Raw genomic sequence first — 24,845 nt, 5'->3', positions numbered from 1 at the left:
GGCCGGTCGTCTGACCGTGACCATGCTGGTAGCGGGGGTCCGCACCCCCGGCGGCAATGTGGAGACGTTCGAAGTGGCCGACCCGCGACCTTTGGCGTCCGACGAGGTTCTGATCGCAACTCGTGGCGCCGGGGTTGGGAACTGGGACAACATCGTTCGCTACGGCGGTTGGGACGTCGGCAGGCCTCCCCCGCTGGCGCTCGGCGTCGAGGCCGCCGGCGTCATCGAGGCCGTCGGTGACAATCGCCAGAACGGATTCAGCGTGGGCGATGCAGTGCTGTGTCACCCCGTGCCGCTGCGCGATCAAGGCACTTGGGCGCCGCTTCTGATCGCGCCGGTGGGCTCGCTCGCCCGCAAACCGCGCGAGATTCCGTGGGGGACCGCAGCGATCTTTCCGGTGCCGGCGTTGACCGCCGACCAGGTGGTCGGCGAGGCATTGGGCCTGCACCGCGGAGAAACGTTGCTCGTTCATGGCGCGGGCGGAATCACCGGCGGCCTCATCGTCCAGCTGGCGGCCATGCGCGGGGTCGACGTGCTCGCCACCGCCGGCCCGAGCAGCGCCGACCGAGTCCGACGGCATGGCGCCCGCGAAGTGCTCGATTATCGCGATCCGCTGTGGCCACAGCACGCGAAGGCGTTGGCGAAGGACTCGATCGACGCCGTCGCCAACGCCGCCCCCGGCGGTGCTGCTGCGGCGATGACCGCGCTTGCCGGCGGCGGCCGGCTGGCGACCATCACCCCCGACCTACCCGCATCGACCCGCGGGATCGGCGTGACGGCGGTTTACGTCCGCTCGGATGGGCCCCAACTCGACCGCCTCACCGCGCTTCTCGCGTCGGGCAGGTTGACCATGCCCACCCCGCGGTCTTGCGGCCTGGATCAGGCCGCCGCCGCCTTGGCGCATGTTGTGGCGGGCCACGAGCCCAGCGGAGTCGTCCTCACGACAGACAACCCCGGAAGCTAACCGAAAATCGCACAGCAACAAGGAGTCTCAAGATGACAACTATTACCCCGATCCTAACCGGAGTGGCGGCACACATCGGACACTACGCCGACGCCATCGCGGTATCCGGCGGGACACAGATCTTCGTTTCCGGAACACCAGGGGTGCGTGAAGACGGCACACTGCCCGAGGACTTCACCGACGAGGCCCGGCAGTGCTGGATCAATGTGGAAAACGCGCTCGGCAAGGCCGGCGCCAAGCTCACCGACATCGTCTACATGCGCCAATGGGTCACCAGCCGTGCGTATGCGTCCGCCTACCTGGCGGTGAGCAAGGAGATCATCCGCCACCAACCCGCCGCCATGTTCAGCATCATCGACGGGCTGGTGTGGCCCAACATCCGCGTGGAAGTCGAAGTCACCGCCATCCTGCCGGCATGACCGATTACCCCGTCGTCGAGTTGTCGATCGACGAGTTGCTGACCACGACCCGCTCGGTGCGCAGACGCCTCGATCTGACCAAACCCGTGCCCATCGGGCTGATCCGGGAATGCCTGGAGATCGCGGTGCAGGCACCGACGTCGGCCAACGTGCAGAACTGGAGTTTCATCGTCGTCACCGACGAAAGACAGCGACGCGCGATCGCCGACGTGTATCGGCGCACATGGGAGCTGATCGTCGCTTCGCCTTTCGCGGTCGCCGATCGGTTCAAGGACGACCCTGTGCGCAACCGCGAGCAGCGCAAGGTGTCCGACAGCGCGGCGTATCTCGCCGAGCACATCGGCGAGGTCCCTGTTTTGATGATCCCGTGCGTCGAGGTCATCGACGGTGACGGCGTGCTGACGGCCGAAAACGCCAACCAGTATTGGAGTTCGATCATGCCCGCCACGTGGAGCTACATGCTCGCCGCGCGGTCCCGGGGCTTGGGAACGACGTGGACCGGGGTGACCATCATGGCCGACGGCGACATGCGGGCGATTCTCGGACTACCCGACAACGTCTACCACGCGACGACTGTTCCCACCGCGTACTACACCGGCACCACATTCCGGCGCGCCAAACGGATACCGCTCGACGATGTGCTGCATTTCGACCGGTGGTGAGCACAGCACCGGAATCAAGCCGCGGGACTACCGCCCGTTCGGAAGCGAAATTCCAAGGAGGACAATGTGGAAGGCGACTGCGGCGGTCGAAGCCCCGGCAACCCCCAAAGCTCCAAGCGATCCGTCGGTTCCGGTGACATCGGCGCCAACGAGGTCGAGGCGACCATCCCCGTCGACGACCACAGCGCGCAAACCAACCGGCACAAGGGGATCACCAGGAGCGACATCGATGCGTTGGCGCAGCTGAAGAGTCTGAGAAAGGCGCTCTGAAACCGCCGATGACCCTCGCAAGCAAGGGATCTGGCGCACCGCCATCGTCACCCGCGGGACGGCCCCGGCGGTGAGCTTGCGCGACGCGGCGCCGACCAGCCGCGCGATGGCGGTCGCGGTGATGGTGTCAATGGTCGCGTTCCTCGACTCCACCGTCATCAACCTGGCGTTGCCTGCCACCGAGCGTGACCTCGGCGGTGGCCTAGCGCTGCAGCAATGGGTCATCGAGGGCTACCTGCTGGCGATGGCGACCGTGATTCTTCCCGCCGGGTCCATCTCGGATCTGTTCGGACGCGTTCCGGTAATGCGGTTTGGGCTGATGACTTTCGGGGCGGGCTCGGTTCTGGCGGCGGTTGCCAATTCACCGGGGATGCTTATCGCCGGGCGCATAATCCAGGGCCTGGGTGCGGCGTTCCTCGTGCCGGGCTCACTGGCGCTGATCAATACGGTGTTCGACAAGGCGCACCAGTCCGCTGCGATCGGCGTCTGGACCGGGTGGACCGGAACCGCCTTCGCGTTGGGCCCCCTGCTGGGTGGATTGTGCGTCGATTTGCTTGGCTGGCGCTGGATTTTCGTGTTGTCGGCGATCCCCATCGCGGCCGGGTTTGCGCTGACATTCTGGCTGTGCCCGATGTCTCGACGGGTCGCAGGCGCACGCGTCGATGTCGCGGGGGTGGGCCTATCGGCGGTCGGGCTGGCCGGGACCGTGTATGCGTTGATCGGATCGCAACACGACGGCTGGACCGAACCGCGGGTCATCGCGCCGCTGGTGATTGGGGTGGCCGCGCTGGCAGCCTTCGTAAGCTGGCAGCGCCGCAGCAGGAATGCGATGGTTCCGTTGCCGCTGTTCACCTTTCGTAATTTCGGCGCCGCCAATCTCGTCACCGCATTCATCTATGCCGGGTTGACGCTGGCTTCGCTGGCCATCGCCCTCTACACCCAAGAAATCGGCGGCTACTCAGCAACCGCGGCCGGATTGACCACCCTGCCGATTCCGGCGCTGTCGTTGGTGTTCGCCCGCCATGTCGGCCGGATTGCCGCACGGGTGGGCCCGCGCACATTCCTGATCGGCGGGCCCGCCTTGGCGGGCATCGGGCTGCTGCTGATCCGTCCGAAAGCCCAGGATTTCCATGCGATCACCGACGTAATTCCGGGAATAACCGTGCTGGCCATCGGGCTGGTTGCGACTGTCACGCCACTGACATCGCTGACGCTGGCATCGGTGCCGTCAGAGCACAGCGGTCTGGCGTCGGCGATCAACAACGCCGTCTCGCGGCTGGGCGCGCTGATGTCGATTGGGTCCATGGGGCTGATCAGCGTTGGCGCGGCGAGCGCCACCGGATTCGCCCACGTGTTTCAGGTGAGCGCAGCGCTATTCACCATCGGCGCGTTGTGCGCCGCCGTGTTGATCACCAATCCGCCCGACGGATGCCAGCCCGTGCCGGGCGCGATTGCCGCACTGTGCCGCGACCGGCCCGGTGTGCAACCGGCCCTGGCCAGCAGCGCTTCGGCCGCAACCGATCCATCGTCTCCGCGCTAACCGTGCACCGCTCGGTCGCCAGACGTCTGGGCGCGAATTCGTCTTGATGGCAGGTCTGTTCACCCGGGTGAATGCACGTTTCGGGTGATGACAGCTCCTCAAGGCGCTCCAAGGATGCAATTTGGGACCAAGCCCGTCTCGACGACGCCGCCGTCGAGCTGACACCGCACGGAGAGGGAACAGAAGATGCACCATGCCGAGCAACCGGCCGAAGATTTGGCGATCCTCGCGCAGCTCAACAACGACTACGTCCACTCCGACCAGTTCAACGACGTCCGGCGCTTCCGCGAGTTCCTTGCTGAAGACTTCATCGTGCAGACGCCGGGCGTAACCCGAAACCGCGAAGAGTTCCTCGAATACATCGCTGAGCCGCGTCCCTTCAAGGATCTCGCTGTCCACGACGTCAACATCCGCATCCTCAGTGACGTCGCTCTGATCCACGCGCGCGCCACCTACACCATGCTCGCCGATGGCGCGGAGCAGGAAGCTCTGTACACGGACACATATCAAAAGCGTGATGGCACCTGGGTCTGTGTCGCGGCCTGCGCGATCGCCCCGGGCGCTTAACACCACCCGGGATCGATCCGAACAGATCGAAGAGGTCAGTTCAGCCTGCGATTGGATCCACCATGCCGACCGGAATCGTGTTGTTCCCCAATCCTCAAGCAATCAACGTCGTCGATGACGTGGTTGCGCAGGCCGGCCGTGCGCGTTCGCTCGGCGTCCGGCAGGTCTGGCTGGGCCAGCAATTCGACCTTGATGCGATTGCCCTCGCCGCGTTGGTGGGTGCGGCCGTACCGGGGCTCGGGGTCGGTACGGCGGTGGTGCCGATCAACCCGCGTCATCCACTGATCGTCGCGTCGCTGGCGCAGACGGCGCAGGCCGCATCGCACGGCGCCTTTAGTCTTGGTCTCGGGTTGGGTGCGCACGAGCCGGAGCGACAGGCCTTCCGGACGTCGTGGCCCAACACGATCACACGCCTTCGTGAGCACCTGACGGTGCTGAAGTCCATCTTCGACACCGGCGCGGTGGACTTCAGCGGCAACGAGATCAGCGCGCATCCTGGATGGCCGGTGCGGGTCGCCGGGGGCACGCCCATTCCGGTGTATGTGGCAGCGATGGGCCCGAAGGCGTTGCGGGTCGCCGGCGAGCTGGCCGACGGCACTCTGACATATCTCGCCGGTCCGCGGACAATCGCAGAGTTCATCGAACCGGCCATCGCGAAGTCAGCCGCCGCCGCTGGACGGCCGAAACCCAGGATCATCGCGCAGGTGCCAACACTGGTGTCCGACAACGTCAATTCAGCAAGGAATTTCGCGGCCCAGCAATTAAGCTTCTACGAGACCATTCCGTCTTATCGGAAGGTGATCGCCCGCGAAGGTGTTCGCGATGCGGCAGACCTCGCAGTGGTGGGTTCAGCGAAAACACTCAGGCGTCAGCTTCGGAGTTATCTGGATGCGGGTGCGACCGATGTGGTGCTGAGCGGACTGGGCTGGGCGGACGCTCCGGTGGCCGAAGAGCTATGGGCTGTCGCGGCCTCGTTGTGACGGACCAGTGGCGGCGAAATCTGGCGAGTGTCTCCGGAGCCGCAATGATCAACCCAGGCCGGGAAACGAAACAAACTCGTGCACAGAAAGTTTCAGCTAGCCGGGGCTTTCCAAAGCACGATTCGCGCTTAGCGTCGCGCAGTCTCACCCGGGTGAACAGGTGGTGGGGGTGATGACAGCTCACCTCGCTCGACAGCAGTCTCGGTACGACCAGTCCGGTGGAACGCGTTACAGCCGTCGTCACCACGAAGCGGTCCAGCACAGCCGCAACGAGAACCAGGAAGGCGCACATGCATTTTGAGGGCAAGAAGGTTGTTGTCATCGGCGGCAGTGCCGGCATGGGTCGGCAGGTTGCGATCGACATCGTCGATCATGGCGGGAGCGCGGTGATCGTGGGTCTGTCGAAGAACCGCGTCGACGAAACCGTCGCCGAGCTGAGCCGGCGTGGCCATGCTTGGGGTATCTCCGCCGAGCTGACGGATCGCGACGCGGTCGCCGATGTGCAGCGGACGCTTTCTGAGGAGCACGGCCAGGCGACACTGTTGGTCAACGCGGCCGGATTCTTCATCCCCAAGCCTTTTCTCGAGTACGAAGCGCAGGACTACGACTCGTACATGGACCTCAATTACGCCCTGTTCTTCCTGACCCAGACCGTTGTCGCGGGCATGATCGCCCGCGGTGAGGGCGGGGCCATTGTCAACATCGGCAGCATGTGGGCGCATCAGGCGATCGGTGTGACCCCGTCGTGCGGGCACTCCATGCAAAAAGCCGGCCTCCATGCGCTGACCCATAACCTGGCCATCGAGCTTGCCGGGCACAAGATTCGGGTGAACGCCGTGGCACCGGCCGCCGTCAAAACCCCGGCACTCGAGCGCTGGGTACCCAAGGACGAGATCGATTCGACGCTCGACACTTTCGCGCCCTTTCACCCTTTGGGGCGAGTCGGCACACCAGCCGACGTGGCCAATGCCGTGACATATCTGCTGTCGGATCAGGCCAGCTGGGTCACCGGCGCGATTCTCAATGTCGATGGCGGCGTCATGGCCGGCCGCAATTAGACAGAAAGCCTCAAAGGAGAGATTGCAGTGACAATAAACATCTTCAGGCCCGGCGGGCCGCCGGCCAAGTCTGTCGGGCGCACCGAAGGCAAGTCCGTCTTCAATGGGACCGTCGGTGTGCGCCACATCCTGGATAGATTTGGGGCTGACGGTCGCTTCTCCGTCCTCGAGCATCCCATGTCACCCCGGGCGCTTGCCGCACCCCTTCATCGCCATCACAACGAAGATGAATACAGCTGGATCATCGAGGGGCGCGTGGGCGCCTTGCTCGGCGATGAGGTGCTCTACGGCGGGCCCGGCGACTTCATCTTCAAGCCTCGAGGCCAATGGCATACGTTCTGGAACGCGGGCGACGAGCCTGCCCGCATCCTCGAGATCATTTCCCCCGCGGGATTCGAGCAGTTCTTCGACGAGCTTGCTGATCTCGGCGGTATCGCGACGATATCGCCCGAAGTCCTGGATGAGCTCTGTGCGCGCTACGAACTCGAGATGGATGTCGACAGCGTCGCCGAACTCTGCAAACGCTTCGACTTGAAATTCCCAGGTGAACCTCTTTGAGGACGCGGCGGGTTCGCAAATCGCGTGCGTAGGGCGCGCTCGGGCTGAGACCCGCGTGGAGGCGAGGAATATGATCAGCGACGGCGACTACGACGACACCCGGCCCGATGGCACATTAGGGCCCAGCGAGTCGTTGGACTCCGACGAAGTACGCAATGACGATGGCGACATCGTGGTCGATGCGCCGTTGCGCTGGATCTCTGCCGACGAGCACCTGACGCTGGACGAGCGTCTGGCCGCTGAGGAGCCGGAACTTGGCTACCCGGACGGCCTTCCGCTGCGCGCCGGGCGGCACCACGGTCAGATCAGTGGCAGCCCAAACGACGGCATGTCGTTCTACACGGTGGCGCGCGAAGAGTTCGATGCGGACGCTGAGTGACCGGGCACACGGGGTCCTCACCCGGGTGAAGAGGTGGCCGGGGTGATGACAGATCACCCCGTTCGGCCACAGGCTGAATGGACCGAGACGGATGGCCGGTCTGCTTGCAGGGCGCCTCGGCGAGCGAACGTCATCCGGTGGAACGTCGATCGCAGGACCCACGTCCCCGATGCCGGCAAGCGTCTCCGATCGTCCCGGCGGGGCTCGATCACCGGCCAGACTACAACGCTGAAAGGTTCATCATGAAGATCGTAGTCATCGGCGGGCGTGGCCTCATTGGCTCGAAAGTGGTGGCCAATCTTGGCGCGCAGGGACACGACGTGATCGCCGCTTCACGCCGATCCGGTGTCGACTCACTCACCGGCGAAGGCCTAGCAGTCGCCGTCACCGGCGCGGATGTCCTTGTAGACGTTGCTGATTCACCAATTTTCGACGACGAGCCTGTGATGCACTTCTTCACGACCGCGACCAAGAACCTTCTTTCTGCCGAGCGGGAAGCGGGAGTCAAACACCATGTCGCGTTGTCCGTCGTCGGATCGCAGAGCATGCCAGACAGCGGCTACAACACCGCCAAAGCGGCTCAGGAGGAGCTGATCAAGGATTCGGGCCGGCCGTACTCGATTGTGCGCGCGACGCCGTTCTACGAGTTCGCGATTGGCTTGGCCGATTCCGCGACAGACGGGGAGATTGTGAGATTGCCACCCGCATCGTTCCGCCCCATCGCCGCCGACGATGTCGCCACCGCCGTGGCTCGCGCGGCGATCGGACCTCCCATCAACGGCGTCGTGGAGATCGCGGGACCCGAAGCAATGGGCATGGACGACTTCGTTCGCGCGGGCCTCGCCGCCAACGGCGATCGACGCCGGGTCGTGACCGATCCCCAGGCTCCGTATTTCGGTGCGGTGATCGACGATCACAGCCTCGCGCCCGACGAGAACGCGACGATCTTCACGACTCGATACTCCGACTGGATCGAAGCACGCCCCGCCAGGACGGGATGACGAATGTCGTTGGAAACGTCCGAGTCCGCACCCGAGTCAACCGTCCAGGTGCTTCAGGAAGTGCGATTACCGTCCATTCCCGACGATGCCCATGTCGTGACCGTTCTCATCACCCATCCGCCGGGCGCCTCTGGGTACCCGCCGCACCGCCTTCCCGGGGGCCCCGGATTCGGTTACATGATCGGCGGTGAGATGTTGTTCGAGCTCGAGGGTGAAGCGCCACGCGTGCTCCGTGCTGGAGAGGCTTTTTGGGGGCGCGGCGGCGACGTGATCCACTATCGGGACGCCAACAACCGCACCGATATTCCTTGTAGCTATGTCCTCACCCTGCTGTGCGCGCCCGGGAAACCGATGCGCGAATGGGTGACCGACGGCGAGCTCACGGCGCGAAAACACCTGCGTGTGACGGGCTGATTGCTCGCAGGCCCAGGCGGGCGCGGTGGCGGCACCGCGCCCGCCTGGTAGGAGCGGTTAGCTCAGCCGCCCTGGGCCGGACCTACTTGGGCTTGCCGCACCTGCCGTCGGTGGCCTGCCGCACGTTGATGCTGGTCGCCTGCAGGGTGCCGTTGTCCATCGTCCCGCGCGCCCATAGGCACTTGCCCTGTGTGATCGCGTCGGTGGCGGCGGTCGTCTGCTTGCTGTACTTGGTCTTGTCGTCGACCGTCACCGCGGTCTGCGTGGTGTTGCCGCTGGGGTCGGTGCCGCCGACGTTGATGGTGTTGCCCGACACGGAGGCCACCGAACCACGAACCGGGCCGGGCTTCGGGGCCGGCGCCGGCGAGCCCGGGGGCGGCGGGGTGGTCGAGCTCGGGGCCGAACCCTGCCCCGCCGGCTTGGCCGGGCACGCGCCGTTGACGGAGGGGCTGATCTTCACCGCCGCCGCAGTGACCGGCTGCCCGGGCTGAGCTTCCTGGGTGGGCCGCACGGTGACGCAGCTGCCCGCGGTGACATCGGTCAGCGCGGCCGGGACGGTTTCGGTGACCTTGGTGGTGGAGGTGAAGTTCACCGCAGCGGTCGAGTTGTCCTCCTTCGTGACCTGAATGGAGTTGCCCGCCACCGACGCGATCAGACCGCTGACCCGCGCCTCGCCGCTCGCCGGGGCCGGCGATGTGGTCGTGGAGGTCACCACCGAGGTGGACGTCGACGTCGAGGTCGGCGGGCTAGATTGGTTGGACGAACTGCACGCGGCGACCGACAGCGCGGCGGCAGCGACAGCCGCCAAACGGGTGAGCCGAGGCGCTGGACAGCTGGCAGACATCAACGTATCTCCAATCGTGGTGGGACCCAACGGAATGGGTATTACCAGTTGGAGCTGTGGCTAACCTGTGCGTAATCCGCGCCGCGGTCAGAACGCTTGCTCGGGGATGCGCATGATTTCGCCGTCGATGGACTCGATGACTTTGCGCAGCGACGTGAGCTTAGGCAGCATGTTCTTGGCGAAAAAGGCCGACGTCGCCACCTTGCCCCGATAAAACGCGGCGTCGTTCCCGTCCGCGCCCGCCAGCGCGGCGTGCGCGATCCCGGCCTGCACCAACAGTCGCCAGCCGATGAGCAGGTCGCCGACCGCGAGCAGGTACCGCACCGATCCGAGCCCGACTTTGTAGATTTCGGTGGGATGTTGCGCGGCGGACATCAGGTACCCGGTCAACGCACCCGTCATCGACATGACCTCGTCGAGCGCCGTCTGCAGCAGCTCGGCCTGCGGCTTGAGCTCCTCGTCGCACTCATCGATTGTCGCGCTGATCTGAGCCGTCACGAACTGCAGGGCCTCGCCGCGGTCGCGAACGATCTTGCGGAAGAAGAAGTCCAGCGCCTGGATCGCCGTGGTGCCCTCGTAGAGCGAATCGATCTTGGAGTCCCGGATGTACTGCTCCAGCGGGTAGTCCTGCAGGAAGCCCGAACCGCCCAGCGTCTGCAACGACTCGGTCAGGATCTCGTAGGCGCGTTCCGAGCTCACGCCCTTGACGATCGGCAGGAGCAGGTCGTCCACGCGGTGGGCCATCTGGTGGTCGGCGCCCGAAACATGTTGGGCGACAGCGTCGTCCTGGTGCGCGGCGGCGTACATGTACAGGGCCCGCAAACCCTCGGCGTACGCCTTCTGCGTCATCAGGCTGCGACGCACGTCGGGGTGATGCATGATGGTCACCCGCGGTGCCGTCTTGTCCGACATCTGCGTCAGGTCCGCGCCCTGCACCCGCTCCTTGGCGAACGCCAGCGCGTTCAGGTAGCCGGTGGACAGCGTGCCGGCGGCCTTCACGCCGATCGTCATGCGCGCGTGCTCGATCACGGTGAACATCTGCGCGATCCCGTTGTGCACGTCGCCGACCAGATAGCCGACCGCGGGCAGATCCGTTGCGCCGAAGGTCAATTCACACGTGGGGGAGGACTTGATCCCCATCTTGTGCTCCAGCCCCGTGACGAAAACCCCGTTGCGGGGGCCGAGTTCGAACGTTTCGGGGTCGAAAAGGTACTCGGGCACGTAGAACAGGCTCAGTCCCTTGGTGCCCGGCCCGGCGCCCTCCGGGCGGGCGAGCACCAGGTGGAAGATGTTGTCGGCGGTGTTGCCCACGTCGCCGCCCGAGATGAACCGCTTGACGCCCTCGATGTGCCAGGTGCCGTCGGGTTGGGCGATGGCCTTGGCGCGGCCGGCCCCGACGTCGGAGCCCGCGTCGGGTTCGGTGAGGACCATGGTGGCCGCCCAGCCGCGCTCCACGCCCTCGGCCGCCCAGCGCCGCTGCTCCTCGTTCCCCTCGACGAACAGGGCCTGCGCCATCAGCGGGCCGAGGCTGAAGAAGTTCGCCGACGGGTTGGCGCAGATGATCATTTCGTTGACGCCCCAGGCCAGCGGCGGTGGCGCGGCCATGCCGCCGATCTGTTCGTCCAGCATCAATCGCCACCAGCCGGCCTCTTTGATCGCCTGCACCGTCTTGGCCAGTTCGGGCGCCACGCTGATGGTGTGGGTGGCCGGGTCGAACACCGGCGGGTTGCGGTCGGCGAAGGCGAAGGACTCGGCCACCGGGCCTTCGGCCAGGCGGGCGGCTTCCTCGAGGATCGTCCGCACCGTTTCCGCGTCGAGGTCGCTGTAGCGTCCGGTGCCGAGCACGGCGCCTACGTCGAGCACTTCGAACAGGTTGAACTCGAGATCACGGACGTTAGCGATGTAGTGGCCCAACGCGATTCCCTCACTGGTCCCTTGACGCGGCGGATCGTCCGCTCAGTGTCTCCGACGTGGGAAAACGTACGCAACCGTAACCTACGGTCGGCCGCCGCCGGGTTACGCGACGGTTGCGGCGGGGAAAAAGCGGAGCGGGCACCTCGAGCGGTCCCGCCCCGCCGCCAAACCCCGGGAACACCACGTCGCGCCCCCGCGTTACAGCAAACGTGACAACACTCGATCTCACCGCTGAGAAGTTCAACGAAACCATCGAGGGCAACGACATCGTGCTCGTCGATTTCTGGGCGTCCTGGTGCGGCCCATGCCGCCAGTTCGGGCCCACTTTCCAGGCGTCCGCCGAGAAGCACCCCGACATCGTGCACGCCAAGGTCGACACCGAGGCCGAACAACAGCTGGCCGCGGCCGCCCAGATTCGCTCCATCCCGACGCTGATGGCGTTCAAGAAGGGCAAACTGCTGTTCAACCAGGCCGGGGTGCTGCCGCCGGCGGCCCTCGAAGACCTCGTGCAGCAAATCCGGGCCTTCGACGTCGACGCGGCCCAGGCCGGCCAGGCCGAATAGGACCGGCGCCGCGGCGCGCGCGGGGCGGCCCCCGGCAACGCGCTAGGTTGCTTGGGTGAGTTTGGTACTGGTAGAGCACCCGCGACCCGGTGTCGCGCTGATAACCCTCAATCGGCCCGAGCGGATGAATTCCATGGCGTTCGACGTCATGGTGCCGCTCAAGGAGGCCCTGGAGCAGGTCCGGTACGACAATTCCGTGCGCGTGGTCGTGCTGACCGGGGCGGGCCGGGGTTTCTCCTCGGGCGCCGACCACAAGTCCGCGGGCTCGGTGCCCCATGTGGAGGGGCTGACCCGCCCGACGTACGCGCTGCGCTCCATGGAGGTCCTCGACGAGGTCATCCTGGGGCTGCGGCGCCTGCACCAGCCGGTGATCGCCGCGGTCAACGGGCCCGCGATCGGCGGCGGGCTCTGCCTGGCGCTGGCCGCCGACATCCGGGTCGCCTCGACCGGCGCGTACTTCCGCGCGGCCGGCATCAACAACGGCCTGACCGCCAGCGAACTGGGGCTCAGTTACCTCCTGCCCCGGGCCATCGGCGCGTCGCGGGCCTTCGAAATCATGCTGACCGGCCGCGACGTCACCGCCGAGGAGGCCGAGCGCATCGGCCTGGTGTCGTGCCAGGTGCCCGACGAGCAGCTGCTGGACACCTGCTACGCCATCGCCGCGCGCATCGCGGCCTTCTCGCGGCCGGGAATCGAGTTGACCAAGCGCACACTGTGGAGTGGACTGGACGCCGGTAGCCTGGAGGGGCACATGCAAGCCGAAGGCTTGGGTCAACTGTTCGTTCGTCTGCTCACCGCCAACTTCGAAGAAGCGGTCGCCGCGCGCGCGGAGAAGCGGCCGCCGGTGTTCACCGACGACAAATAGCGGCGGAGCAAAAAGGGAGAAGATGTGATCACGGCCACGGACCTCGAGGTCCGCGCTGGTGCGCGCATTCTGCTCTCGCCCGACGGGCCGGACCTGCGCGTGCAGCCGGGCGACCGCATCGGGCTGGTCGGCCGCAACGGCGCCGGCAAGACCACCACCCTGCGCATCCTGGCGGGGGAGACCGAACCGTATGCCGGATCCGTCGCCCGCGCCGGCGAAATCGGTTATCTGCCACAGGATCCCAAAGAGGGCGACCTGGACGTGCTGGCGCGCGACCGCGTCCTGTCGGCGCGCGGCCTCGACGTCCTGCTCACCGACCTGGAAAAGCAGCAGGCCTTGATGGCCGAGGTCGCCGACGACGCGGCGCGCGACCGCGCCATCCGCCGCTATGGGCAGCTGGAGGAGCGGTTCGTCGCGTTGGGCGGCTACGGCGCCGAGAGCGAGGCCAGCCGCATCTGCGCGAGCCTGGGCTTGCCGGACCGGGTGCTGACGCAGCAGCTGCGCACGCTGTCCGGTGGGCAGCGCCGCCGGGTGGAGCTCGCTCGCATCCTGTTCGCCGCGTCGGAAGGCGGAGCGGGCGCTTCAGGTTCAGAGACCACATTGCTGCTGGACGAGCCCACCAACCACCTGGACGCCGATTCGGTTGGCTGGCTGCGGGATTTCCTGCGGGCCCACACCGGCGGGCTGGTGATCATCAGCCACAACGTCGAGTTGCTCGCCGACGTCGTGAACCGGGTGTGGTTTCTCGACGCCGTGCGCGGCGAGGTCGACGTCTACAACATGGGCTGGCAGAAGTACCTCGACGCCCGGGCCACCGACGAGCAGCGTCGCCGCCGGGAACGCGCCAACGCCGAACGCAAGGCCGCCGCGCTGCGCACGCAGGCCGCCAAATTGGGCGCCAAGGCCACGAAAGCCGTTGCGGCGCAGAACATGTTGCGTCGCGCCGACCGGATGATGGCCGCGCTCGACGAGGAACGGGTCGCCGACAAGGTGGCGCGCATCAAGTTCCCCACCCCGGCCCCGTGCGGGCGCACGCCGCTGATCGCCAAGGGGCTGAGCAAGTCGTACGGGTCGCTGGAGGTGTTCAGCGGGGTCGATCTGGCCATCGACCGCGGGTCGCGGGTGGTGGTGCTGGGCCTCAACGGCGCCGGCAAGACCACGCTGCTGCGGTTGTTGGCCGGCACCGAGCAGCCCGACACCGGCGGGCTGGAGCCCGGACACGGTTTGCGGATGGGCTATTTCGCCCAAGAGCACGACACGCTCGACAACGACGCGAGCGTGTGGGAGAACATCCGGCACGCCGCACCCGATTCGGGCGAGCAGGATCTGCGCGGCCTGCTGGGCGCGTTCATGTTCAGCGGGCCGCAACTCGACCAGCCGGCGGGCACCCTGTCGGGCGGCGAGAAGACCCGGCTCGCGCTGGCCGGTCTGGTCGCCTCCACGGCGAACGTCCTGCTCCTCGACGAACCGACTAACAACCTCGACCCCGCGTCGCGCGAACAGGTGCTCGACGCGCTGCGCAGCTACTCCGGCGCGGTGGTGCTGGTGACGCACGACCCGGGCGCGGCCGAGGCCCTGGACCCGCAGCGCGTCGTGCTGCTGCCCGACGGCACCGAGGACTTCTGGTCCGACGAATACCGCGATCTGATCGAGCTCGCCTGATTTCTGGTTGAAATCACCCCCGCGGGTGGCGGCGGGTTCTTACTCTGGGTGCTTGCGATCGTGTCGAGGCGCGGAGGCCAGCCATGAAAAGGACACTGCAAAGGTCCAAGACCCGCGACCAGTTGCTGGTCGAGCTGCGCAACGCCTATGAGGGCGGCGCCAGCATCCGCACCCTGTCCGCCCGCACGGGCCGATCGTACGGCTCGATTCACAGCCTGCTGCGGCAGGCGGGCACCACGATGCGCGGCCGGGGCGGCCCCAACCGCACCGCGCGGGTCGCCCGGGTGTAGCGGCGCGCTACGACCCGGAATCGTTGCGGCGCACGGACTTTTCGACGAGGTCGAGCACGGCGGACAACCGCCGCGGGTCTTCGCCCGAGGCGAGCCGGGCCACCAGGCCGTCGAGCACCAATTCCAGATAGCACTGCAACACGTCACCGGGGACGTCGTCGCGCACCCGGTGCGCCTCCTTCTGGCGGCGCAACCGATCGGTCGTCGCCGCCGCCAGTTCCGCGGACCGCTCCGCCCAGCCGTGGCTGAAGTCCGGGTCGTTGCGCAGCTTGCGCGCGATCTCCAGCCGGGTGGCCAGCCAGTCGAACTGGTCGGGCGCGGCGAGCATGTCGCGCATCACCTGGATCAAGCCCTCGCGCGACGCGACGTCGGCCATTCGCTCGGCATCCTCGTGCGCCAGCGCGAAGAACAGCGCGTCCTTGTCGCGGAAGTGGTGGAAGATCGCACCGCGCGACATCCCGATCGCCGTTTCCAGCCGCCGCACCGTGGCCTTGTCGTAGCCGTATGCGGCGAAGCAGCGGCGGGCGCCGTCGAGGATCTGGCGGCGGCGAGCCGCCAGATGGTCCTCGCTGACTTTTGGCACAGGCGGTGGCGGCTACGACTTCAGCATGTTGCGCAGCACGTACTGCAGGATGCCGCCGTTGCGGTAGTAGTCGGCCTCCCCGGGGGTGTCGATGCGCACCACCGCGTCGAACTCGATCGGGTCGCCGCCTTCCTTGGAAGCCTTGACGCGCACCGTCTTTGGCGTCTTGCCGTCGTTGAGCTCCTCGATGCCGGTGATGTCGAACACCTCGGTGCCGTCCAGCCCCAGTTCCTTGGCCGACTTGCCTTCGGGGAACTGCAGCGGGATCACGCCCATGCCGATCAGGTTGGAGCGGTGGATGCGCTCGAACGACTCGGCGATCACCGCGCGCACGCCCAGCAGCAGCGTGCCCTTGGCCGCCCAGTCGCGGGATGACCCGGACCCATATTCCTTACCGCCCAGGACCACCAGCGGGATGTCCTGCGCCGCATAGTTTTGCGCGGCGTCGTAGATGAACGCCTGCGGGCCGCCGTCCTGGGTGAAGTCCCGGGTGTAGCCGCCCGAGACGTCGTCGAGCAGTTGGTTGCGCAGCCGGATGTTGGCGAACGTGCCGCGGATCATGACCTCGTGGTTGCCGCGGCGGGAGCCGAAGGAGTTGTAGTCCTTGCGCTCGACGCCGTGCTCGTCGAGGTACTGCGCGGCCGGGGTGCCCGGCTTGATCGCGCCGGCGGGGGAGATGTGGTCGGTGGTCACCGAGTCGCCCAGCAGCGCCAGCACCCGCGCGCCGCTGATGTCGCTGACCGGCTCGGGTTCGGCCGACATGCCCTCGAAGTACGGGGGCTTGCGCACGTAGGTCGAATCCTGGTCCCACTCAAAGGTATTGCCGCTCGGGGTGGGCAGGTTGCGCCACCGCTCGTCACCCTTGAACACGTCGGCGTAGTTCTTGGTGAACATCTCCTGGCTGATCGCCGAGGCGATGGTGTCCGAGACGTCCTTCTGCGACGGCCAGATGTCCTTCAGGAAGACGTCGTTGCCGTCCTCGTCCTGACCGAGCGGCTGCGACTCGAAGTCGAAGTCCATGGTCCCCGCCAACGCGTAGGCGACCACCAGCGGCGGGGACGCCAGGTAGTTCATCTTCACGTCGGGGTTGATCCGGCCCTCGAAGTTCCGGTTGCCGGACAGCACCGCGGACACCGACAGGTCGTTGTCGTTGATCGCCTTGGAGATCTCCTCGGGCAGCGGGCCGGAGTTGCCGATGCACGTGGTGCAGCCGTAGCCGACCAGGTAGAAGCCCAGCTTCTCCAGATACGGCCACAGGCCGGCCTTGTCGTAGTAGTCGTGGACCACCTGCGAGCCCGGCGCCATCGTGGTCTTCACCCACGGCTTGGACGCCAACCCCTTCTCGACGGCGTTGCGGGCCAGCAGCGCCGCGCCCAGCATCACCTCGGGGTTGGAGGTGTTGGTGCACGACGTGATCGCCGCGATCACCACCGCGCCGTGGTCGAGCTCGAACTCGCCGCGGTCGTCGGAGCGCACCCGCACCGGGTTGCTCACCCGGCCCTTGGCATGCGCCGCGGCCGATTCGAACTTCGGGGCGTCGTCGGCGTGGCCGTTCTCCAGCGCCCCGGGGTCGCTGGCCGGGAAGGACTCGTCGACGGCCTCGTCGAGCTTGGAGTACTCCTTCTTGTCGGGGTCGTCGCCGACGTAGTCGCCGATCTGCGCGCGGAACGTGGATTTCGCGTCCGACAACGCGATTCGGTCCTGCGGGCGCTTCGGTCCCGCGATCGAGGGCACCACGTCGGACAGGTTGAGTTCGAGGTACTCAGAGAAGGCCGGCTCGTGGGAGGGGTCGTGCCACATGCCCTGCTCCTTGGCGTACGCCTCGACCAGCGCCAGCTGCTCGTCGGAGCGGCCGGTGAACCGCAGGTAGGAGATGGTCTCCTCGTCGATCGGGAAAATCGCTGCGGTGGAACCGAATTCGGGGCTCATGTTGCCCAGGGTGGCGCGGTTGGCCAGCGGCACCTCGGCCACGCCCTCGCCGTAGAACTCGACGAACTTGCCGACCACACCGTGCTTGCGCAGCATCTCGGTAACGGTCAGCACCACGTCGGTGGCGGTGACGCCGGCCTGGATCTCACCGGTCAGCTTGAACCCGACGACGCGCGGGATCAGCATCGACACCGGCTGACCGAGCATCGCGGCCTCGGCCTCGATGCCGCCGACGCCCCAACCCAGCACGCCCAGGCCGTTGACCATCGTGGTGTGCGAGTCGGTGCCCACGCAGGTGTCGGGGTAGGCCACCCCGTCGCGTTCCATCACCACGCTGGCCAGGTACTCGATGTTGACCTGGTGCACGATGCCGGTGCCCGGGGGCACCACCTTGAAATCACGGAAAGCGCCCTGGCCCCAGCGCAGGAACTGATAGCGCTCCCCGTTGCGCTGGTACTCGATCTCGACGTTGCGCTCGAAGGCGTTGGCGGTGCCGAACAGGTCGGCGATCACCGAGTGGTCGATCACCAGGTCGGCCGGCGCCAAGGGGTTGACCTTCTCCGCCTTGCCCCCGAGGTCGCCGATCGCCTCGCGCATGGTGGCCAGGTCGACGATGCACGGGACCCCGGTGAAGTCCTGCATCACCACGCGGGCGGGCGTGTACTGGATCTCAATGCTGGGCTCCGCCTTGGGATCCCAGTTCGCGATGGCCTCGATGTGGTCCTTGGTGATGTTGGCGCCGTCCTCGTTGCGCAGCAGGTTCTCGGCGAGGACTTTGAGGCTGTAGGGGAGTTTCTCGGTGCCCCGGACGGCGTCGAGCCGATAGATCTGATAACTCTTGTCGCCGACCTCGAGGGTGTCGCGTGCTCCGAACGAGTTCACAGAATCTTCTTTACTCACTTCAACTCCCGGGATTAAGTTCTTCCGCCCACGGGCCGTGTCGGCGGCGCTTACCACTTTAACAGTACGCTTGTCCTGTATTACGGCGGGGTCCCCGCCAGTCCCAGTCTTGTCGCGGAAGTCGACGGTTTAAACCCCTTGCGGCCCCCCAATGCTGGCCCGCGGTCACGCTAGAGTGACCGCGGTGGCCGAGCGCCACGCCAGTGTGACGGCGCAGCAGGAGGGACACATGACCGGGCACGACTCCTTCGTCCTGCCGCTTTACATCCCGCAAGACGTCGACATGGCAGCGATCAAGGCGCAGGTGGCCGCCGACGGGGTGAGCGCGCCGCCCGCGGCCATGCCCGGGCTGCTCGACGTGGTCAACCAGGCGCGCGCCCACGGCATCAACCTCAAGATCGTGCTGCTCGATCACAACCCGCCCAACGACACCCCGCTGCGCGACATCTCGACCGTGGTCGGCGCCGACTACCACGACTCCACCGTCCTGACGCTGAGCCCGAACTACGTCGGGAGCTACAGCACGCAATTCCCGCGGGTCACCCTCGAGGCCGGTGAGGACATCGCCAAGACCGGCAACCCGGTGGTCTCCGCGCAGCACTTCGTGGGCGAGTTGGAGGGCCACGAATTCCCCTGGACGGGGCTCACCATCTTCCTGCTGATCGCCGTCTTCGTGGCGGCCGTCGGGACGCGGCTCCTGCAGTTGCGCGCCCGGCGTTCAGCAACCCCGACCGAATCGGCCGGAGCGCAGGAAGTGACGCCCACCAACACGGCCTAGCCACCTCTGTCGGGCCTGTCCCACCCCGCAGGTCGACCGCCGGCGCGCCCTGGCGGCAAACACCGTAGGTCACCGTTCGGTCACATTAAACGCACGTAGAGAGTGCGATTTCGGTGGAGCGTTTGCGCGCCAAAGAGTGTGACGTACGGTGCAAATGATGCTGGTGTTGTCTTTGGCGCCTTTACCGGATTCTGTGGCCGGCGCCGCCCGTCGCGTTGAGCCGTAGGAGACCTGAGTCGAATGAGACGCACACGTCGGGGCTCCGCTGCGCGGCCGGTCGCGAGGCTGGTCCGGCCGGTCGTGCCCTCCGTCGTGAGCGTGGCCCTACTGGTATGCACGCCGGGGCTGGCGCCGGCCGACCCCGGCGCCGACAGCCTGGCCGGGTTGATCGCAAACGTGGCCAAGGCCAACCAGCGCCTGGAAAACCTGAGTGCCGAAATCCAGACCGAACAGGAGAGCGTCAACAAGGCCCTGGTCGACGTCGAGACCGCCCGGGACAACGCCGCCACGGCCCAGCGCGACCTGGACGCCAGCCAGCAGGCCGTCAAGGAGGCCAACGCCGCGATCGCCGCCGCGCAACAGCGGTTCGACACGTTCGCGGCGGCCACCTACATGAACGGTCCCTCCAGCAGTTACCTGACCGCCGCCAGCCCCGACGACATCATCGCCACCGAGGCCGCCGCCAAGACCCTGTCGGCGAGCTCGCAAACGGTGATGGCCAAACTGCAGCGGGCGCGCACCGAACAGGTGAACAAGGAATCGGCGGCGCGGCTGGCCAAGCAGAAGGCCGACAAGGCCGCCGCCGACGCCAAGGGCAGCCAGGACGCCGCCGTGGCGGCGCTGACCGACTCCAAGCGCAAGTTCGACTCTCAGCGCGAGCAAGTCACTCGCCTGGCCGCCGAACGCGACGAGGCGCAGGCGAAACTCGAAGCGGCGCAACGGCAATGGTCGGCCGGAGCCGGCGGCCCCGCCGCGCCGGCGTCCGGTGACCGATGGGAGACCGGCTCGCCGGGCGCGCCCGCGCCGCAGGGCGGGCCCCGACGCTGGGACGGCGCCTGGGACCCCACCTTGCCGATGATCCCGAGCGCGAACGTCCCGGGCGACCCGATCGCCGTCATCAATCAGGTGCTGGGCATCTCGGCGACCTCGACCCAGGTCACCGCCGGTCTGGGCCGCAACTTCCTGCAGCAACTCGGCATCCTCAAGCCCGACGACACGGGCATCACCAACGCGGCCCCCGGCGGGACTTCCGGGCGGATCCCGCGGGTCTACGGGCGGCAGGCCACCGAATACGTGATCCGGCGCGGCATGTCGCAGATCGGCGTGCCCTACTCCTGGGGCGGCGGCAACGCCGCGGGCCCAGCAAGGGCATCGATTCGGGGGCGGGCATCACCGGCTTCGACTGTTCGGGCCTGGTCCTGTACTCGTTCGCCGGGGTCGGCATCAAGCTGCCGCACTATTCGGGCTCGCAGTACAACCTGGGTCGCAAGATCCCGTCATCGCAGATGCGTCGCGGCGACGTCATCTTCTACGGCCCCGGCGGCAGCCAGCACGTGACGATCTACCTCGGCGACGGCCAAATGCTGGAAGCCCCCGACATCGGTCTGAAGGTCCGCGTCGCGCCGGTGCGCACCAGCGGCATGACACCCTACGTGGTCCGCTACATCGAGTGGTAAACGAATGAGAACCGAACGGAAAGCCATGCGCCGCAAGCGGATTCGCCTGTTTAACTTCGCCTGGATCACCGCCGTGGTGGCCGGGTTGACGCTTTCGGTGGCCGGCCCGGCTCCCGTCGTCAGGGCCGAACCCGGCGCGTGGGATCCCACCCTGCCGGCGACGATCAGCGCGGGCGCCCCGGGTGACCCGCTCGCCGTCGCCAACGCCTCGCTGCAGGCGACCGCCCAGGCCACCCAAACGACGATGGACCTCGGCAGGCAATTTTTGGGCGGCCTGGGAATCAACATCCTGGGGGATCCCGCCCCCGCCGCGGCCAGCCCCACCAACCCGGGCGGCAAGATCCCGCGGGTCTACGGCCGGCAGGCCATCGAGTACGTGATCAAGCGCATGGGTTCGCAGATGGGCGTGCCGTACTCGTGGGGCGGCGGCTCGCTGGAGGGCCCGAGCAAGGGCGTCGGCGACGGCGCGAACATCAACGGCTTCGACTGCTCCGGCCTGATGCGGTACGGCTTCGCGGGGGTCGGCGTGCTGATCCCGCGGTTCTCCGGCGACCAGTACAACGCCGGCCGGCACATCCCGCCCGACCAGGCCCGGCGCGGCGACCTCATCTTCTACGGGCCCAACGGCGGCCAGCACGTCACGATGTACCTGGGCAACGGCCAGATGCTGGAGGCGTCCAGCCTCGCGGGGCATGTCACCGTGAGCCCCGTCCGCACGCCCGGCATGACGCCGTTCTTGACTAGGATCATCGAGTACTGATCGGCGGTGCGATGCCCCGGCCGAGCGCGGGGCTAACCGCCAGCGTCGACGGAATCCGACGGGCCTGGAATAGTTGGACGCGGGCACGTCGCTGCCCGGCAGTCGTGTCCGAACGAGAGGGTTATTGATGACAGCAGCAGGTGGGCCGCCTCCGGGCGCCAGCGGTTACTCGGGCCCGGGTGGTCCTCCGGGCGCGCCGGCCCATGAAGCGCCGTCCGGCGGCGGGAACGGCCTGGCCGCCGAGGTCCACACGCTCGAGCGGGCCATCTTCGAGGTCAAGCGCATCATCGTCGGCCAGGATCAGCTCGTCGAGCGGATGCTGGTCGGCCTGCTCTCCAAGGGCCATGTGCTGCTCGAGGGTGTGCCCGGCGTGGCCAAGACGCTGGCCGTCGAGACCTTCGCCAAGGTGGTGGGCGGCACGTTCGCCCGCATCCAGTTCACGCCCGACCTGGTGCCCACCGACATCATCGGTACCCGCATCTACCGGCAGGGCAAGGAGGAGTTCGACACCGAGCTCGGCCCGGTGGTGGTGAACTTCCTGCTCGCCGACGAGATCAACCGCGCGCCGGCCAAGGTGCAGTCGGCGCTGCTGGAGGTCATGCAGGAACGCCACGTGTCGATCGGCGGCAAGACCTTCCCGCTGCCCAACCCCTTCCTGGTGATGGCCACCCAGAACCCGATCGAGCACGAGGGCGTGTACCCGCTGCCCGAGGCGCAGCGCGACCGCTTCCTGTTCAAGATCAACGTGGGCTACCCGTCGCCCGAAGAGGAGCGGGAGATCATCTACCGGATGGGCGTGCGGCCGCCCGAGCCCAAGCAGATCCTGAACACCGGCGACCTGCTGCGGCTGCAGGAGATCGCGGCCAACAACTTCGTCCACCACGCGCTGGTCGACTACGTGGTGCGCGTCGTGACCGCCACCCGCCATCCCGAGCAGCTCGGCATGAACGACGTGAAGACCTGGATCTCGTTCGGCGCCTCCCCGCGTGCCTCGCTGGGCATCATCGCCGCGTCCCGGTCGCTGGCGCTGGTGCGCGGCCGCGACTACGTGATCCCGCAGGACGTCGTCGACGTCATTCCCGACGTCCTCCGCCACCGCTTGGTGCTCACCTACGACGCGCTCGCCGACGAGATATCGCCGGAGATCGTCATCAACCGGGTCCTGCAGACGGTCGCCCTGCCCCAGGTGAATGCCGTTCCGCAGCAAGGGCAATCGGTGCCCCCGGTGATGCAGGCCGCGGGGGCGGCTAGCGGTCGGTGACCGAACCCCGGCCGGCGGTGTCACACCCGCCATCGATGCAGCGCGGGCAGATCGTGGACCCGAAGCTCGCGGCGGCGCTGCGCCAGCTCGAGCTGACGGTCAAGCGCAAGCTCGACGGTGTCCTGCACGGCGACCACCTGGGCCTGATCCCGGGGCCGGGCTCGGAGCCGGGGGAGTCGCGGGAGTATCAGCCCGGCGACGACGTCCGCCGGATGGATTGGGCCGTCACCGCGCGCACCATGCACCCGCACGTGCGCCAGATGATCGCCGACCGTGAGCTGGAAACCTGGCTGGTGGTCGACATGTCGGCCAGCCTGGACTTCGGCACGGTCGGGTGCGAGAAGCGGGACCTGGCGGTGGCGGCCGCGGCCGCGATCACGTTTCTCAACAGCGGCGGCGGCAACCGGCTCGGGGCGCTGATCGCCAACGGCCAGACCATGGTCCGGGTGCCGGCGCGCTCCGGGCGCCAGCACGAGCAGACGCTGCTGCGCACCATCGCGACCACCCCCCGGGCGCCGGTCGGGGTGCGCGGGGATCTGGCGACGGCCATCGACGCGTTGCGCCGGCCGGAGCGCCGCCGCGGCATGGCGGTGATCATCAGCGACTTCTTGGGGCCGATCAACTGGATGCGTCCGCTGCGGGCGATCGCGGCCCGGCATGAGGTGCTGGCCATCGAGGTGCTGGACCCCCGCGACGTGGAACTGCCCGACATCGGTGACGTCGTGCTGCAGGACGCCGAGTCGGGCGTCACCCGCGAGTTCACCATCGACGCCCAGCTGCGAGACGACTTCGCCAAGGCGGCCGCGGCGCACCGTGCCGAGGTGGCGCGCACGATCCGCAGCTGCGGGGCTCCGGTGCTGACCCTGCGCACCGACCGCGATTGGATCGCCGACATCGTCCGTTTCGTCGAGTCCCGCCGGCGCGGTGCATTGGCGGGGCGGCAGTGACATTGCCGCTGCTCGGCCCGATGTCGTTGTCGGGCTTCGAACACTCGTGGTTCTTCCTGTTCCTGCTGGCCGTCTTCGGGCTGGCCGCGATGTACATCCTCATGCAGCTCGCGCGGCAGCGGCGGATGCTGCGATTCGCCAACATGGAACTGCTGGAAAGCGTTGCGCCGCAACGCCCGTCGCGGTGGCGACACGTCCCGGCGATCCTGCTGGTGGCATCGCTGGTGCTGTTCACCATCGCGATGGCGGGGCCCACCCACGACGTGCGGATCCCCCGGAACCGCGCGGTGGTGATGCTGGTGATCGACGTCTCGCAGTCGATGCGTGCCACCGACGTGCAGCCCAACCGGATGGCGGCCGCCCAGGAGGCGGCCAAGCAGTTCGCCGACGAACTGACTCCCGGCATCAACCTGGGGCTCATCGAGTACGCGGGGACGGCGACCGTGTTGGTCTCCCCGACCACCAACCGCGACGCCACCAAGAACGCGCTGGACAAGCTGCAGTTCGCCGACCGGACCGCCACCGGGGAGGGCATCTTCACCGCGTTGCAGGCCATCGCGACGGTGGGCGCGGTGATCGGCGGCGGCGACAAACCGCCGCCGGCGCGCATCGTGTTGTTCTCCGACGGCAAGGAGACGATGCCGACCAACCCGGACAACCCGAAGGGCGCCTTCACCGCCGCGCGTACGGCCAAGGACCAGGGGGTGCCGATCTCGACGATCTCGTTCGGCACGCCGTACGGCTTCGTCGAGATCAACGACCAGCGCCAACCGGTGCCCGTCGACGACTCCACGATGAAGAAGGTCGCCGAGCTGTCCGGCGGGAGTTGGTACAACGCCGCCAGCCTGGCCGAGCTGAAGGCCGTCTACGCGACGCTGCAGCAGCAGATCGGCTACGAGACAATCAAGGGCGATGCCAGCGTGGGCTGGGTGCGGTTGGGCGCGCTGGTGTTGGCGTTGGCGGCGCTGGCGGCGCTGCTGATCAACCGCCGCCTCCCGACGTGATCGTCCCGTCGAGCGTCACACTGGCGTGGCAACCGAGGCCCGCCGTCACGCTGGCGT

At 67.3% G+C, this 24,845-nt stretch carries 25 protein-coding genes and 1 pseudogene; 22 read left to right on the top strand and 4 right to left on the bottom strand.

Going from position 1 to position 24,845, the window contains the following annotated elements:
• The first annotated feature begins 22 nt into the window (after positions 1 to 22).
• The 12 genes from A5702_RS24495 to A5702_RS24440 all read left to right on the top strand — a co-directional run bounded on the left by A5702_RS24495 (position 23) and on the right by A5702_RS24440 (position 8,812).
• On the top strand, positions 23 to 964 hold the full coding sequence (locus A5702_RS24495) for an NADP-dependent oxidoreductase (protein ID WP_231965203.1): 942 nt from the start codon (positions 23 to 25) through the stop codon (positions 962 to 964).
• Between the two features lie 32 nt (positions 965 to 996).
• Positions 997 to 1,383: a Rid family hydrolase gene (locus tag A5702_RS24490; RefSeq protein ID WP_067309132.1), complete on the top strand. Its 387-nt coding sequence runs from the start codon at positions 997 to 999 to the stop codon at positions 1,381 to 1,383.
• Positions 1,380 to 2,045 (top strand): nitroreductase family protein, encoded by a 666-nt coding sequence (locus A5702_RS24485; protein WP_067309135.1) that lies wholly within the window; start codon positions 1,380 to 1,382, stop codon positions 2,043 to 2,045. Before A5702_RS24490 ends, A5702_RS24485 begins: the two co-directional genes overlap by 4 nt.
• 66 nt (positions 2,046 to 2,111) lie before the next feature.
• On the top strand, positions 2,112 to 2,315 hold the full coding sequence (locus tag A5702_RS24480) for a hypothetical protein (protein ID WP_067824190.1): 204 nt from the start codon (positions 2,112 to 2,114) through the stop codon (positions 2,313 to 2,315).
• Positions 2,316 to 2,385: 70 nt separating this feature from the next.
• Positions 2,386 to 3,855 (top strand): MFS transporter, encoded by a 1,470-nt coding sequence (locus A5702_RS24475; RefSeq protein ID WP_156669738.1) that lies wholly within the window; start codon positions 2,386 to 2,388, stop codon positions 3,853 to 3,855.
• A 186-nt stretch (positions 3,856 to 4,041) separates the two neighbouring features.
• Positions 4,042 to 4,422 (top strand): nuclear transport factor 2 family protein, encoded by a 381-nt coding sequence (locus A5702_RS24470; protein WP_067275559.1) that lies wholly within the window; start codon positions 4,042 to 4,044, stop codon positions 4,420 to 4,422.
• A 62-nt stretch (positions 4,423 to 4,484) separates the two neighbouring features.
• Entirely contained in the window at positions 4,485 to 5,402 is a 918-nt protein-coding gene (locus A5702_RS24465; RefSeq protein WP_067824187.1) for an LLM class F420-dependent oxidoreductase, read from the top strand.
• 290 nt (positions 5,403 to 5,692) lie between these two features.
• Positions 5,693 to 6,460 carry an SDR family NAD(P)-dependent oxidoreductase gene (locus A5702_RS24460; RefSeq protein ID WP_067824184.1) on the top strand — a complete coding sequence of 256 codons (768 nt, stop codon included), beginning with the start codon at positions 5,693 to 5,695 and terminating at the stop codon, positions 6,458 to 6,460.
• 27 nt (positions 6,461 to 6,487) lie between these two features.
• The gene (locus A5702_RS24455; RefSeq protein WP_231965196.1) at positions 6,488 to 7,018 is read left to right on the top strand and encodes a cupin domain-containing protein; all 531 of its coding nucleotides are present in this window, start codon (positions 6,488 to 6,490) and stop codon (positions 7,016 to 7,018) included.
• 70 nt (positions 7,019 to 7,088) lie between these two features.
• Positions 7,089 to 7,397, top strand: a complete 309-nt coding sequence (locus A5702_RS24450) for a hypothetical protein (RefSeq protein WP_067779848.1) — start codon at positions 7,089 to 7,091, stop codon at positions 7,395 to 7,397.
• A 242-nt stretch (positions 7,398 to 7,639) separates the two neighbouring features.
• Entirely contained in the window at positions 7,640 to 8,398 is a 759-nt protein-coding gene (locus A5702_RS24445) for an SDR family oxidoreductase (protein ID WP_068224580.1), read from the top strand.
• A 3-nt stretch (positions 8,399 to 8,401) separates the two neighbouring features.
• The gene (locus tag A5702_RS24440) at positions 8,402 to 8,812 is read left to right on the top strand and encodes a cupin (protein ID WP_067275543.1); all 411 of its coding nucleotides are present in this window, start codon (positions 8,402 to 8,404) and stop codon (positions 8,810 to 8,812) included.
• A gap of 82 nt (positions 8,813 to 8,894) precedes the next feature.
• Here the strand turns inward: A5702_RS24440 and A5702_RS24435 are convergent, their stop codons facing one another.
• Positions 8,895 to 9,620, bottom strand: a complete 726-nt coding sequence (locus tag A5702_RS24435; protein WP_231965194.1) for a DUF5666 domain-containing protein — start codon at positions 9,618 to 9,620, stop codon at positions 8,895 to 8,897.
• A gap of 123 nt (positions 9,621 to 9,743) precedes the next feature.
• Positions 9,744 to 11,570: an acyl-CoA dehydrogenase gene (locus tag A5702_RS24430; protein ID WP_067824180.1), complete on the bottom strand. Its 1,827-nt coding sequence runs from the start codon at positions 11,568 to 11,570 to the stop codon at positions 9,744 to 9,746.
• Between the two features lie 209 nt (positions 11,571 to 11,779).
• On the opposite strand from A5702_RS24430, the gene trxA reads away from it, so the two are divergent.
• From trxA to A5702_RS24410, 4 genes are all read left to right on the top strand, one after another.
• The gene (trxA, locus tag A5702_RS24425; RefSeq protein ID WP_055404991.1) at positions 11,780 to 12,133 is read left to right on the top strand and encodes a thioredoxin; all 354 of its coding nucleotides are present in this window, start codon (positions 11,780 to 11,782) and stop codon (positions 12,131 to 12,133) included.
• A 55-nt stretch (positions 12,134 to 12,188) separates the two neighbouring features.
• A complete protein-coding gene (locus A5702_RS24420) occupies positions 12,189 to 12,998 on the top strand; it encodes an enoyl-CoA hydratase (protein WP_055404990.1) in 810 nt (269 codons plus the stop codon).
• A gap of 24 nt (positions 12,999 to 13,022) precedes the next feature.
• Positions 13,023 to 14,660 (top strand): ABC-F family ATP-binding cassette domain-containing protein, encoded by a 1,638-nt coding sequence (locus tag A5702_RS24415; protein ID WP_067824176.1) that lies wholly within the window; start codon positions 13,023 to 13,025, stop codon positions 14,658 to 14,660.
• A gap of 83 nt (positions 14,661 to 14,743) precedes the next feature.
• Positions 14,744 to 14,950, top strand: coding sequence for a helix-turn-helix domain-containing protein (locus A5702_RS24410; protein ID WP_369808555.1), 207 nt, complete (start codon positions 14,744 to 14,746; stop codon positions 14,948 to 14,950).
• Between the two features lie 7 nt (positions 14,951 to 14,957).
• Here the strand turns inward: A5702_RS24410 and A5702_RS24405 are convergent, their stop codons facing one another.
• Both A5702_RS24405 and A5702_RS24400 read right to left on the bottom strand, forming a co-directional pair.
• A complete protein-coding gene (locus tag A5702_RS24405) occupies positions 14,958 to 15,533 on the bottom strand; it encodes a TetR/AcrR family transcriptional regulator (RefSeq protein ID WP_068224576.1) in 576 nt (191 codons plus the stop codon).
• 12 nt (positions 15,534 to 15,545) lie between these two features.
• Positions 15,546 to 18,362 carry an aconitate hydratase gene (locus A5702_RS24400; RefSeq protein ID WP_197506685.1) on the bottom strand — a complete coding sequence of 939 codons (2,817 nt, stop codon included), beginning with the start codon at positions 18,360 to 18,362 and terminating at the stop codon, positions 15,546 to 15,548.
• A 229-nt stretch (positions 18,363 to 18,591) separates the two neighbouring features.
• Here A5702_RS24400 and A5702_RS24395 point away from each other — a divergent pair, with 229 nt between their 5' ends.
• From A5702_RS24395 to A5702_RS24370, 6 genes and pseudogenes are all read left to right on the top strand, one after another.
• Positions 18,592 to 19,140: a DUF6676 family protein gene (locus A5702_RS24395; protein WP_068224605.1), complete on the top strand. Its 549-nt coding sequence runs from the start codon at positions 18,592 to 18,594 to the stop codon at positions 19,138 to 19,140.
• A gap of 240 nt (positions 19,141 to 19,380) precedes the next feature.
• Positions 19,381 to 20,816 (top strand): annotated as a pseudogene (gene ripA / locus A5702_RS24390) (NlpC/P60 family peptidoglycan endopeptidase RipA).
• Between the two features lie 25 nt (positions 20,817 to 20,841).
• Positions 20,842 to 21,576: an NlpC/P60 family peptidoglycan endopeptidase RipB gene (gene ripB, locus A5702_RS24385; RefSeq protein WP_068224570.1), complete on the top strand. Its 735-nt coding sequence runs from the start codon at positions 20,842 to 20,844 to the stop codon at positions 21,574 to 21,576.
• Between the two features lie 127 nt (positions 21,577 to 21,703).
• Entirely contained in the window at positions 21,704 to 22,837 is a 1,134-nt protein-coding gene (locus A5702_RS24380; RefSeq protein WP_055404984.1) for a MoxR family ATPase, read from the top strand.
• On the top strand, positions 22,834 to 23,784 hold the full coding sequence (locus tag A5702_RS24375) for a DUF58 domain-containing protein (protein WP_055404983.1): 951 nt from the start codon (positions 22,834 to 22,836) through the stop codon (positions 23,782 to 23,784). Before A5702_RS24380 ends, A5702_RS24375 begins: the two co-directional genes overlap by 4 nt.
• Complete coding sequence (locus A5702_RS24370) at positions 23,781 to 24,788, top strand: VWA domain-containing protein (RefSeq protein ID WP_055405819.1); 1,008 nt, start codon at positions 23,781 to 23,783, stop codon at positions 24,786 to 24,788. Before A5702_RS24375 ends, A5702_RS24370 begins: the two co-directional genes overlap by 4 nt.
• Positions 24,789 to 24,845: the final 57 nt, after the last annotated feature.

This window comes from Mycobacterium sp. E3339 (assembly GCF_001666915.1).
Taxonomy (GTDB): domain Bacteria; phylum Actinomycetota; class Actinomycetes; order Mycobacteriales; family Mycobacteriaceae; genus Mycobacterium.
Note: the sequence above shows the minus strand (reverse complement) of the source record. Positions and strands in the feature narration are given on the sequence as shown.